Below are 11,896 nucleotides of genomic sequence, written 5' to 3' on the forward strand. Positions count from 1 at the left end.
TTTTGTTAGTATTGACTATGCATTTAGTGAGCTTCTAGAATCCGCCAGCCCCAAAAACAGGGCTAGTACAAACCCCAATCGCTGCCGAACCCGGCTAAGTCAATCCAGGGCGCCAAGCACTCCACAGACGTGCAGCCCGGACTTGATGGCGTACCAATCCAGGCGATCTGCCAGCAAAGCACAGTCCACTGCGACTGCTCCGCTCCACTGGCCCGCCTCAGAAAGGAAGAGCTATGACAGCGTCAGGAAAAATAGTCTCCGGCGTGCGAACCTTCGCGGCCGACGTGACCGAAGGTTTTCTTGAAATCACCCACAACAGCTTCGCCCTCATCGGCTTGGCCGTTGCCTTTGTCGTCATTGCCCTCACTGCACGGCCCGATCTGCGCCAGGCTGGTGAAGAGCAACTGATGAACTGGCTGCAAGCCCGCCAGGTTGAAATGCTGGGCATGCCCATCGAGCCGGAAGCCAGCGAGCGCGCTACGGCGGTAAACCCCAAGGACCTGCCCAAAGAGCAGGCAGCCGTGGCCTTCTGGCTCAGCAAAAAGTACCGCGTGGCGCCTGAGCCCCTGAGCGCTCTGGTGGCCGAGGCCTACGAGATTGGCACCCGCGCCAAGATCGACCCCACCCTGATCCTGGCCATCATGGCCATCGAGTCGAGCTTCAACCCGTTTGCTGAAAGCGCCGTGGGCGCACAAGGGCTCATGCAGGTGATGACCCGCGTGCACACAGACAAGTACCAGAACTTTGGCGGTCACTATGCAGCCTTTGACCCGGTGAGCAACCTGCGGGTCGGTGTGAAGGTGCTGCAGGAATGCATTGCTCGCGCTGGCTCGCTCGAAGGCGGCCTGCGCTTTTATGTGGGTGCAGGCAACATGGCCGACGACGGAGGCTATGCCGCCAAGGTGATGGCGGAACATTTACGCCTGCGCCAGGTGGCCGGCGGTCGCGCAGTGCCTTTCAATCCTCCACCGTCCTTGTCTACCCAGGCTCCCGTGCAGAGCATCCCCGCAGCGGTGCCCCGCACCACAGCCCCTGCAGCAGCCAGCGACAAGGTGGCTCTGCTGACACCTGGCCTGTAACCCTGCAGGCTCTCGGAACCCAGGCAACAACCCTGGCGCCCAGCGGTTCGGACGGTGCTGTACTGGCGCCGTGTCGGCTACACTAACGGGGTACGCGACTGGCGATAGGCGCAGCATCCAGCCACTGGATGCTGCCGCTGACGTGGAAACCAGCAAGAACCTACTTCTTGTGAACCACTGGGAAGCGTGCCGCAGGGGCCCTGCCCCATGCGTTCAGCCGTTCGCCTGGGCAGCCCTTGTTTCAAGGGACACAAGTTCATAGGACTGCCAATCATGTACGACCGCAAAATTCTTGTCGAACAAACCGACCCCGAGCTGTTTGCTGCCATCCAGGCGGAGAACGCGCGCCAAGAGCACCACATCGAGCTGATCGCCAGCGAGAACTACGCCTCCCCCGCCGTGATGTGGGCACAGGGCACCCAGCTGACCAACAAATACGCAGAAGGCTACCCAGGCAAGCGCTACTACGGTGGCTGCGAGCATGTGGACGTGGCCGAGCAACTGGCCATCGACCGGGTCAAGCAGCTGTTCGGCGCAGAAGCCGCCAACGTGCAGCCTCACTGCGGCGCATCGGCCAACGAGGCCGTGTTCCTGGCCTTCTTGAAGCCCGGCGACACCATCATGGGCATGAGCCTGGCCGAAGGCGGCCACCTGACGCACGGCATGCCGCTGAACATGTCTGGCAAGTGGTTCAACGTGGTGTCCTATGGCCTGGATGCCAACGAAGCCATCGACTACGAAGCGATGGAGAAAAAGGCGCACGAGACCAAGCCCAAGCTCATCATCGCCGGTGCCTCGGCCTACAGCCTGCACATTGACTTCGCACGTTTTGCCAAGGTGGCCAAGGACGTGGGCGCGATCTTCATGGTGGACATGGCCCACTACGCCGGCCTGATTGCCGCCGGTGTGTACCCCAACCCCGTGCCGCACGCCGACGTGGTCACATCCACTACGCACAAGAGCCTGCGCGGCCCCCGTGGCGGCATCATCCTGATGAAGGCACAGCACGAGAAGGCCATCAACAGCGCCATCTTCCCCGGTCTGCAAGGCGGCCCGCTGATGCACGTGATCGCTGCCAAGGCCGTAGCCTTCAAGGAAGCGCTGCAGCCCGAGTTCAAGGCCTACCAGGAGCAAGTGGCCAAGAACGCCAAGGTCGTGGCTGAGACGCTGACCGCACGCGGCCTGCGCATCGTGTCCGGCGGCACGCAAAGCCACGTGATGCTGGTGGACCTGCGCGCCAAGGGCATTACCGGCAAGGAAGCCGAGGCCGTGCTGGGCGCCGCCCACATGACCATCAACAAGAACGCGATCCCCAACGACCCTGAAAAGCCGATGGTGACCAGTGGCGTGCGCATTGGCACCCCCGCCATGACCACGCGTGGCTTCAAGGAAGAAGAAGCCCGCATCACGGCCAACCTGATTGCCGATGTGCTGGACAACCCCCGAGACGAAGCCAACATCGCCGCAGTGCGTGCCAAGGTCAACGCCCTGACCGCTCGTTTCCCGGTCTACCGTTAAGCAACAAGCCTGTCCTCAGCGCCCATGAAGTGCCCCTTCTGCAGCCACCTCGAAACGCAAGTTGTTGAAACGCGGGTGTCTGAGGATGGGGTCTTCATCCGCCGCCGCCGCCAGTGCGGCGCGTGCGACAAGCGCTTCACCACCTACGAGCGGCCGGAAGTGAACTTCCCGGCCATTGTCAAAAAAGACGGTCGGCGCATTGAATACGACCGCAGCAAGCTGCTGGGCTCTTTCAACCTGGCGTTGCGCAAGCGCCCGGTCAGCACCGACCAGATCGACAGCGCCATCGAGCGCATCGAAGAAAAGCTGCTCAACCTAGGCCAGCGCGAAGTGATCTCCAGTCGCATTGGCGAGCTGGTGATGCGCGAGCTCAAGAAGCTCGACAAGGTGGCTTACATCCGCTTTGCCAGCGTGTACCGCAGCTTTGAAGACATCGACGACTTTCGCGCCATGGTGGATGAGGTGCGCAAGTAGCCACGCGCGCCCCAGGGTGGCCCTCACGCGGATGACTGCCCCTGCTACCTTGTCTGGCCAATGCAAAGCGCGGCACCGTTGGCACGCATTGCGTACTCCCAGGTCCGGTCATGGCCCCTGCGCATGTCGCGCAAGCTACTCTGCAATTGCTACTAATTTGATAGCTACCGCAGCATGATGGACTAGCGCTTCAAGCAGTTTTTGCATCAAAACTGCCATCCAACACTTCGGCAAGCACTGCGCAGGTGCCTGACAATGCGCGCGGTGAAAACCCGCCATTTCCTGCAGCTGGTGCTGCTGTCTGCCCTGTGGGGCGCCTCCTTTTTGTTCATCCGCATCGCCAGCCCGGTACTGGGTCCGAATGTGATGGCCGCGCTGCGCATTGGGCTGGCCACTCTCACGCTGATCGGCATCATGCGCTGGGTGGGTGAGCCCTGGCCCTGGCGCCACTGGCGGGAACTGCTGGGGCTGGGTGCGCTGACGGTGGCAGCGCCTTTTCTGCTGTACGCCTGGGCGGCACTGCACCTGCCTGCGGGCTACAGCTCTCTGCTCAACACCATCGCCGTGCCGTTTGGCGTGATCGCCGCCGCCTGGATGAAGGAAGACACGCTGAGCACGCGCAAATGGGCGGGCTGCCTCTGCGGCTTTGCAGGGGTCGCGCTGATCGTGCAGCTGGGGCCTGTGGCGCCCACCTCGGCGGTACTGCTTGCGGCAGGCGCGTGCGTGACCGCTGCGGCGTGCTACGGCCTGTCTCTCACCTGGATGAAGCGGGCGACCACCCGTATGTCACCGCTGTCGATCGCGGCCGGTATCCACGCCGCTGCCCTGGTGCTGCTGCTGCCCGGGGCGGCCTGGACATTGCCCACCGCACGTTTCACTCCCGAGGCGCTGGCCGCCGTGGCCGTGATGGGCATCGTGACCTCGGGGCTCGCCTACTGGCTCAACCTGCGGGTCCTCAAACATGTCTCGCCCGTGGCCGCCATGAGTTCCGCCTTCATGATCCCGCTGTTCGGCGTGGCCTGGGGCCATATCTTTCTGGGCGAGGCACTGGGGCCGGGCATGCTCTGGGGCGGTGCGCTGGTGCTGGTGGCGACCGGGCTGGTCACCGGCTTCAACCCGCTGCAATGGCTGGGCGCGCTGCGCCGCACAGACGACTAAGCGGCAGACTCCCCCACCCAGCGTGCACCCAACGCCTTTGGTGCTCCTCAGCGCGCGGCAGGCGCAACGCGGGTGATGCGGTGGGTAGCGGGTGGTGCCACCGGGCTCTGCAGCCGGAAGTACGCCTCCAGCGCATCTAGGTCCAGCTCACCCACGCGCCGGTCCTGGCCTTGCGTCAGCACCGTGAAGTTGTCACCACCGCTGTCCAGAAAGCTGCTCATCACCACACGCACGGACTGCAGGTCTGTCACCGGCGCACCATTCAGCACCATGTGGCTGATGCGCGCCCCGGCGGGCTGGCTCAGGTCGTAGCGGTAACTGAACCCGCTGGACACCGACAGCACCCGGGGCCGCTGCACGGTGTTGCCACCGCTGGCGAACTGCTGCTCCAGCACCGCGCGGATCTGCGCACCCGTGAAGGTCTTGATCACCAGCTGGTTACCAAAAGGCTGCACCGCATACAGCTGGCCGTAACGCACCAGCCCTTGCTCATCCGGCACCAGGTCAGCGCGCAGGCCGCCCGGGTTCATGAAGGACAGCTGCGCACCACCATCCGCAGGCGCTCGTGTGGCCAGCAGCTGGGCGTCCGCCACCAGATTACCCAGCACGCTCTCCAGCGCCGCGTTGGGCTGGCGGCGCATGGCCCCTTGGGCCTGCCCCACTGGACGCTGGGCCAGCGGAATGGCGGCAGCGCGGTAGGTGTCGATGATCTTTTGCACGCCGGGATCTGCAGGGAACGTCGGCACGGCCGTGGTCAGCGGCACCGGCCCCTGGGCGCCCGTGAAGGCCTCGCCCTGCACCACCACATTGCGCGCCGTCTTGCTCACCACACGGCGGGTCTGCGTATCCACGCGCAGCTGGATGTCGGTGAGCAGCGTGCCGTACTGGCCTGCGCTGGTCAGCAAAAACGGCTTGGCCGGGTTCACGCGGCTGTAGTCGCACACATAGGCCTGGTGCGTGTGGCCCGAGACCACCACATCCACGGCCGGGTCCAGGCGCTCCAGGATGGGCACGATGTCGCCCGACAGACCTGCGCAGCTGGTCTCCTGCACGCCCGCCGTGGTGCCCCCGCCTTCATGGATGGCCACCACAATCACATCGGCGCCTTGGGCCTTGAGCTGAGGGATCAGCGCGTTGGCCGTGGCCGCCTCGTCCTCAAAACGCAGCCCAGCGACCCCGGACGGGCTGACCATGGTCGGTGTGGCCTGCAGCGTGAGGCCGATAAACCCCATGGTGACGGTGACACCGCCTTCGGTAAACCGCTTGAGCCCTGTGGCGGGCAGCAGGGTGCGCCCGTCTTCACGCACCGTGTTGGCCGCCAGCAGGCCAAATTGGGCGCCCTCAAAAGGCTTGCTGATGCGGCAAGGCTCGCGCGAGGTGAATTTCTCGCAGCCACCGTTCTGCAGCCGCAGTAGCTCGCGCCAGCCCCGGTCAAACTCGTGGTTGCCGACCGCGTTGAAGTCGATCTGCATGCGGTTGACGGCTTCAATGGTGGGCTCGTCCAGGAACAGCGACGACACCAGCGGCGAGGCACCCACCATGTCACCCGCCGACACCACCGCATAGTGCGGCGACTGGGCCTTGAGGGCTGCCATGGCACTGGCGAAATACGCCATGCCCCCAGCAGGTGCCAGCACCGGGCCTGTGGGCCCCTGCACCCGATGCGCCATGTGGGGCGGCTCCAGGTTGCCGTGCAGGTCGTTGAAGCCGATGAGGGTGATGTCGATGTGGGCCGGCGCGCTACCCGCCGCAGGGGCGGTGGACGCAATGCCGCTACAGCCAGCCAGCCACAGCGGCACCGCCAAGGCGGCCAGCGCCCTGCGGTAAAAGGCCCGGAACAAGCGGTTGCTCATACAGAGGCACCGCCCCAGGGACGGTGGGAGTTGGTGTTACAGAAACGAGGCCTGGATCGGCGGCACAGGTGGCACCACATCGCCGCACTGGGCACGGTGACGCAGCGCGTGCTCCATCACCACCAGCGCCAGCAGCGCCTCGGCAATCGGCGCGGCGCGAATGCCCACGCAGGGGTCGTGGCGGCCCTTGGTGATCACTTCGGTGCTCTTGCCGTGGATATCGATGGACTCGCGCGGGCTGATGATGGAGCTGGTGGGCTTGATCGCAATGCTCACCTCCAGGTCTTGCCCCGTGCTGATGCCGCCCAGCACGCCACCGGCGTTGTTGGTACGAAAACCCTGCGGCGTCATCGAATCGCCGTGCATGGTGCCTCGGTGGGCCACGCTGGCAAAGCCCGCACCAATCTCCACGCCCTTCACCGCGTTCAAGCCCATCATCGCGTGGGCGATGTCGGCGTCAAGCTTGTCATACAGTGGCTCGCCCAGGCCCACCGGCACGCCAGTGGCCTGCACACGGATGCGGGCGCCGCACGAGTCACCGGCCTTGCGCAGGGCGTCCATGTAGTCCTCGTACTGCTGCACGTCGGCCACGGGGGCAAAGAAGGGGTTGGCGCGTACGTGATCCCAGCTCTCGAACGGGATGGGCAGCTCGCCCAGCTGCGTCATGCAGGCGCGGAACTGGGCGCCGTACTGCTGTGCCAGCCACTTCTTGGCCACGGCGCCTGCGGCCACCGTGGGCGCCGTCAGGCGGGCCGACGAGCGGCCGCCACCACGCGGGTCGCGGATGCCGTACTTGTGCCAGTAGGTGTAGTCGGCATGGCCGGGGCGAAAGCTCTCGGCGATGTTGCTGTAGTCCTTGCTGCGCTGGTCGGTGTTGCGGATCAGCAGGGCGATGGGGGTGCCGGTGGTCTTGCCCTCGTACACGCCAGAGAGGATCTCCACCGCGTCGGGCTCGTTGCGCTGCGTGACGTGGCGGCTGGTGCCAGGGCGGCGCCGGTCCAGGTCGGCCTGGATGTCAGCCTCGGTGAGCGGCATGCCGGGCGGGCAGCCGTCGATCACGCAGCCAATGGCCGGGCCGTGGGATTCACCAAAGTTGGTGACTGCGAATAGGGTACCGATGGTGTTGCCGCTCATGGGGCGGGATTATCCCAGAGCCCCGAGTGCCCGACGCACGGCCGCACCGGTTTGCTGCGGTGTACTCCCCAACAGCTCCTACGTCACCGCACTCACGAGGCACCACACGCCCGATACGTGGCGCGTTTGCACAGGCATGACATATCCTGCTTGGCAGGGTTCTGGACGCTTGTTAGCATGTAAACATCGATTTTTGGGATCTCCATGCCCGCCCTCGCGCCACCCTCTCCGGGTCCGACATCACCTTCCCGCACCCTTCTGACTGCCGCCCTGGCAGATGCTCCCCTTCGCCGCGCACTGGACGCCAGCGACAACGCTGTCGTGATGACCAATAGCTCCAAGTGTGTGGTCTATATCAACGAAGGGTTCACGCGATTATTTGGCTACCAGCCCGCCGAGGTGCTGGGCAGGCACCTGAGCGAGGTCTTGCTGGGACCCCACTCCGATCCGGATCTGCTCGAAAGCATCCGGGGCAATGTGCTGGCCAAAGGCAGTTTTCGCACGGATACCCTGCTTTACAGCAAGGCAGGGCAGCCCCGCTGGGTGTCCCTGGTGATCAATGCGTCCGACGAAAGCTCCGGCGGACCGGGGGGCAGCATTTCGATCCTCACCGACATCACGCTCACCAAGATGCACGAGGTCCTGCAGACGCATGTGCTGGAGGGCATGGTCAACGAGTTGCCCCTTCCCGAGCTGATGGCCCTCGTCTGCCGCGAGGTCGAACGCATCGCTCCCGAGGTCACCGCCTCCATCCTGGCGGTAGATTCACAAGGCCGGTTGCACCCGCTGGCAGCGCCCAGCCTGCCAGCCACCATCAGCCGCGCGCTGGACGGACTGGCGATTGGCCCCAAGGTAGGGTCGTGTGGCACCGCCGCCTTCCGCAACGCGCCCGTGGTGGTCACCGACATGGCCACAGACCCCCTCTGGGCTGACTACCAGGAATTGTTTGCCCCGAGCGGCATGCGCGCCTGCTGGTCCAGCCCCATTCGCGACCACCGGGGTCAGCCGATTGGCACCTTTGCGTTTTACTTCCGCGAACCGCGCGCACCCGACGCGCTGCATCAGCGCCTTGTCGATGTATGCCTGCACCTGTGTGCGCTGGCCATCGAACGCAACAGCACGCACGAGCGTATCCACCAGCTCGCGTTTTTTGATGTGCTGACCGGGCTGCCCAACCGGGCCCTGTTTCGCAGTAGCGGAGAGCGGGCGCTGGCCGACCTGCAGCGGGGGCGCCATACCGGCGCGCTGCTGTTCCTCGATCTGGACCGATTCAAACAGATCAACGACACCCAGGGGCACGCCGCAGGCGATGCGCTGCTAAGCGAGGTGGCCCAGCGCCTGACCCAAGGCCTGCGTGCGCGTGACCTGATCGCGCGCCTGTCGGGCGACGAATTCGTGCTGCTGCTCTCCGAATGCACCACCGAACAGGCCGTGCAAAGCGCCCAGCGCGTGCTGCACGACATTGCCCAGCCGCTGGACATCTTCGGGCAGACCCATGTGCCCCACGCCAGCATCGGCATTGCGATGTTTCCGAACGATGGAGACACCATCGACACCCTGCTGCGCCATGCCGACCAGGCCATGCACCAGGCCAAAAGCGACCATCGCCACAGCCTGCAGCTGTTCAGCGCCGAGATGAACCGCCGTGCCCAGGAGCGCGCCTCGCTGGAGCGCGCGCTGCAGCAGGCACTGTCCGACCGCAGCCTCACGCTGCACTACCAGCCGCAGGTTCTCAGCAGTTCCCCCGGCACCTTGCACGGTGTGGAGGCTCTGGCGCGCTGGAACCACCCGCAGTGGGGCATGGTGCCGCCGTCGCAGTTCATCCCCGTGGCCGAGGACGCCGGGCTGATCCATGAGCTGACCCTGTGGCTGCTGGACGAAGCCTGCCGCCAGCTGGCGGCCTGGCGCGCTGCAGGCCACGACGTGCCCTGCGTGGCCATCAACCTGTCGGGCCGCAGCTTCCACCGGCCGGAGTTTGCGCAGGAGATCAGCGATGCGCTGCAGCGCCATGGCCTGCGCGCCAGCGATGTGCTGCTGGAGATCACGGAGAGTGTGATGATGGATGCGCGACCCGTCACGCTGCAGAACATCGAGGCCCTGCACCACCAGGGTTTCAAGCTGTCGCTGGATGACTTCGGCACCGGCTATTCCAGCCTGAGCTACCTGCACCGCTTGCCCATCAGCGAGCTCAAGCTCGACATGGCTTTTGTACAGGACCTCACCACCAGCGCCACGGCGCGCGCCCTCACGGTGTCGGTGCTGAGCATTGCGCACAGCCTGGGCATGGTGGTGGTGGCCGAGGGGGTGGAGACCACCGGCCAGCAGCAGTGGCTGCAGGCCCACGGCTGCCCGGTCATGCAGGGCTACCTGTTCGGCAAGCCGCTACCGCCCGATGAGATCGAGGCTTGGCTCTGCGCCCAGGCGCCTCGCCCCTATCGCTGACTTGGCTGGAGGCACATCTGTGCCGTCACGCCGGGGCGCGGGCCTCGCGCCCTGCCCACAACCTCAGGTACGGGGCTCTTCTTCCGGCCAGTCGCGGATGTAGGCCTTGAGCATCTTGTTCTCGAAGTTCTGGCTGTCCACCACGGCCTTGGCCACGTCATAGAAGCTGATCACGCCCATCAGCATGCGGCGGTCCATCACGGGCATGTAGCGCGCATGGCGGTCCAGCATCATGCGGCGCACTTCGTCCATGTCGGTTTCGAGCGTGCAGGTCAGTGGCGCATCGTCCATGGCCGTGCGCACCAGCATCGTGCCCACGCTGCCGCCGTTCTTGACCAGCGCCTGGATCACTTCGCGGAAGGTGAGCATGCCCACCAGGTCGCCATGCTCCATCACCACCAGCGAGCCAATGTCGCGCTCTGCCATCAGGCTCACGGCACCCGCCAGCGGCTCGTCCGGCGATGCGGTGTAGAGGGTGTTGCCTTTGACGCGAAGGATGTCGCTGACTTTCATGGTGCGGAGTCTCCGGGGGATCGGGAAGAATCGGAAAGAGTATGTGTGGGCCCGCACACACCAGCACATCCGCTGGGGTTGCCCAGGTGCTGCAGGCTGTTTGTCAGCAAATATAGCCCACAATGCCCGCCTGCATTGACAACATGGGAGACACACAGATGCCCGGTTACTCCGACCCCGGCTTTGACACGCTGGCGCTGCACGCAGGCGCCAGCCCCGACCCCGCCACCGGCGCGCGCGCCGTGCCCATCCACCTGACCACCTCGTTCGTCTTCGAGTCGAGCGACCATGCCGCGTCCCTCTTCAATCTGGAGCGCGGCGGCCATGTGTACAGCCGCATCAGCAACCCCACCAATGCGGTACTGGAGCAGCGCGTGGCCGCCTTGGAAGGCGGCGTGGGCGCGATCGCCACCGCCAGCGGCCAGGCTGCATTGCACCTGGCGATTGCCACATTGATGGGCGCGGGCAGCCACATCGTCGCCAGCACGGCGCTGTATGGCGGATCGCAGAACCTGCTGCACTACACGCTGTCGCGCTTCGGCATCGAGACCACGTTTGTGAAGCCCGGCGATATCGACGGCTGGCGCGCCGCTGTGCGCCCCAACACCAAGCTGTTCTTTGGCGAGACTGTGGGCAACCCCGGCCTGGATGTGCTGGATATCCCTACCGTATCCTCCATCGCTCACGAGGCCGGCGTGCCGCTGCTGGTGGACTCCACCCTCACCTCGCCCTGGCTCATCAAGCCTTTTGAACATGGAGCGGATCTGGTCTACCACTCGGCCACCAAGTTCCTCTCGGGCCACGGCACGGTGGTGGGGGGCATCGTGGTGGACGGAGGGAGCTTTGACTGGGACGGTCCCAAATCGGCCGGCAAATTTGCCGAGCTGACGCAGCCGTACGACGGCTTTCACAACATGGTGTTCACCGAGGAGAGTACCGTGGGCGCCTTTCTGCTGCGCGCGCGGCGCGAGGGCCTGCGCGACTTTGGCGCCTGCATGAGCCCGCACACTGCCTGGCTCATCCTGCAAGGCATCGAGACCCTGCCGCTGCGCATGGCGCAGCACATGCGCAACACCGAGAAGGTGGTGGAGTTTCTGGCCGCGCAGCCTTTCGTGTCGCGCGTGGGCCACCCGTTGCTGGAGTCTCACCCCAGCCATGCCTTGGCGCAAAAGCTGCTGCCACGCGGTGCGGGCTCGGTGTTCAGCTTTGACCTCAAGGGCAACCGCGAGCAGGGCAAGAAATTCATCGAAACCCTCAAGGTCTTCAGCCACCTGGCCAACGTGGGCGACTGCCGCAGCCTGGTGATCCACCCGGCCAGCACCACGCATTTCCGCATGAGCGACGAAGCGCTGGCGGGCGCAGGCATCAGCCAGGGCACGATCCGCCTGTCCATCGGTCTCGAAGATGCCGACGACCTCATTGACGACCTGAAACGCGCGCTCAAAGCCGCAGAAAAGGCGGGGGCCTGACCATGCACATCCAAGTCAACGGCGCCGCCATCTACTGCTACACCGGCGGCAAGGCATTTGATGCCGCCAAGCCCACGGTGGTGTTCATCCACGGTGTCCTCAACGACCACAGCGTGTGGGCCCTGCAAAGCCGCTACATGGCCAACCACGGCTGGAACGTTCTGGCCATCGACCTGCCCGGCCACTGCCGCAGTGGCGGCGATGCCCCCGCCACGGTGGAGCAAGGCGCAGACTTCATCGGCGCGCTGCTCGATGC

The 11,896-nt window shown here is 65.1% G+C and carries 10 protein-coding genes and 1 riboswitch; of the genes, 7 read left to right on the forward strand and 3 right to left on the reverse strand.

All coding sequences use genetic code 11. From position 1 onward, the window contains the following. Positions 1-233 precede the first annotated feature (233 nt). From DBR23_RS07870 to DBR23_RS07885, 4 genes are all read left to right on the forward strand, one after another. Positions 234-1,079, forward strand: coding sequence for a lytic transglycosylase domain-containing protein (locus DBR23_RS07870; protein ID WP_108497860.1), 846 nt, complete (start codon positions 234-236; stop codon positions 1,077-1,079). 84 nt (positions 1,080-1,163) lie between these two features. After that, positions 1,164-1,317, forward strand: a riboswitch (ZMP/ZTP riboswitch). Between the two features lie 35 nt (positions 1,318-1,352). After that, entirely contained in the window at positions 1,353-2,597 is a 1,245-nt protein-coding gene (gene glyA / locus DBR23_RS07875; RefSeq protein ID WP_056067170.1) for a serine hydroxymethyltransferase, read from the forward strand. A 24-nt stretch (positions 2,598-2,621) separates the two neighbouring features. Further along, positions 2,622-3,071, forward strand: coding sequence for a transcriptional regulator NrdR (gene nrdR, locus DBR23_RS07880; protein WP_015013541.1), 450 nt, complete (start codon positions 2,622-2,624; stop codon positions 3,069-3,071). A gap of 255 nt (positions 3,072-3,326) precedes the next feature. Beyond that, on the forward strand, positions 3,327-4,229 hold the full coding sequence (locus DBR23_RS07885; protein WP_108497861.1) for a DMT family transporter: 903 nt from the start codon (positions 3,327-3,329) through the stop codon (positions 4,227-4,229). Positions 4,230-4,276: 47 nt separating this feature from the next. Here DBR23_RS07885 and DBR23_RS07890 read toward each other — a convergent pair whose 3' ends face one another. Further along, complete coding sequence (locus DBR23_RS07890; RefSeq protein WP_108497862.1) at positions 4,277-6,082, reverse strand: bifunctional UDP-sugar hydrolase/5'-nucleotidase; 1,806 nt, start codon at positions 6,080-6,082, stop codon at positions 4,277-4,279. Positions 6,083-6,118: 36 nt separating this feature from the next. After that, a complete protein-coding gene (gene aroC / locus DBR23_RS07895; protein ID WP_056067164.1) occupies positions 6,119-7,216 on the reverse strand; it encodes a chorismate synthase in 1,098 nt (365 codons plus the stop codon). A 204-nt stretch (positions 7,217-7,420) separates the two neighbouring features. Between aroC and DBR23_RS07900 the strand changes: the two genes are divergently transcribed. Next, entirely contained in the window at positions 7,421-9,658 is a 2,238-nt protein-coding gene (locus DBR23_RS07900; RefSeq protein ID WP_108497863.1) for an EAL domain-containing protein, read from the forward strand. 63 nt (positions 9,659-9,721) lie between these two features. Here DBR23_RS07900 and DBR23_RS07905 read toward each other — a convergent pair whose 3' ends face one another. Beyond that, positions 9,722-10,171, reverse strand: coding sequence for a CBS domain-containing protein (locus DBR23_RS07905; protein WP_015013536.1), 450 nt, complete (start codon positions 10,169-10,171; stop codon positions 9,722-9,724). A 158-nt stretch (positions 10,172-10,329) separates the two neighbouring features. Between DBR23_RS07905 and DBR23_RS07910 the strand changes: the two genes are divergently transcribed. Next, positions 10,330-11,640 carry an O-acetylhomoserine aminocarboxypropyltransferase gene (locus DBR23_RS07910; protein WP_056743725.1) on the forward strand — a complete coding sequence of 437 codons (1,311 nt, stop codon included), beginning with the start codon at positions 10,330-10,332 and terminating at the stop codon, positions 11,638-11,640. Positions 11,641-11,642: 2 nt separating this feature from the next. Then, the coding region (locus DBR23_RS30380; protein WP_233250328.1) for a lysophospholipase at positions 11,643-11,896 on the forward strand (254 nt) is incomplete at its 3' end.

The organism is Acidovorax sp. HMWF018, assembly GCF_003061035.1.
Lineage (GTDB): Bacteria > Pseudomonadota > Gammaproteobacteria > Burkholderiales > Burkholderiaceae_C > Acidovorax > Acidovorax delafieldii.

Excerpts from the sequence above, each read along its gene's own strand:
- DBR23_RS07885 (WP_108497861.1), top strand. The coding sequence starts at position 3,327 with ATGCGCGCGGTGAAAACCCGCCATTTCCTGCAGCTGGTGCTGCTGTCT.
- DBR23_RS07900 (WP_108497863.1), top strand. The coding sequence starts at position 7,421 with ATGCCCGCCCTCGCGCCACCCTCTCCGGGTCCGACATCACCTTCCCGC.
- DBR23_RS07870 (WP_108497860.1), top strand. The coding sequence starts at position 234 with ATGACAGCGTCAGGAAAAATAGTCTCCGGCGTGCGAACCTTCGCGGCC.
- glyA (WP_056067170.1), top strand. The coding sequence starts at position 1,353 with ATGTACGACCGCAAAATTCTTGTCGAACAAACCGACCCCGAGCTGTTT.
- DBR23_RS07910 (WP_056743725.1), top strand. The coding sequence starts at position 10,330 with ATGCCCGGTTACTCCGACCCCGGCTTTGACACGCTGGCGCTGCACGCA.
- DBR23_RS07890 (WP_108497862.1), bottom strand. The coding sequence starts at position 6,082 with ATGAGCAACCGCTTGTTCCGGGCCTTTTACCGCAGGGCGCTGGCCGCC.
- nrdR (WP_015013541.1), top strand. The coding sequence starts at position 2,622 with ATGAAGTGCCCCTTCTGCAGCCACCTCGAAACGCAAGTTGTTGAAACG.
- DBR23_RS07905 (WP_015013536.1), bottom strand. The coding sequence starts at position 10,171 with ATGAAAGTCAGCGACATCCTTCGCGTCAAAGGCAACACCCTCTACACC.
- aroC (WP_056067164.1), bottom strand. The coding sequence starts at position 7,216 with ATGAGCGGCAACACCATCGGTACCCTATTCGCAGTCACCAACTTTGGT.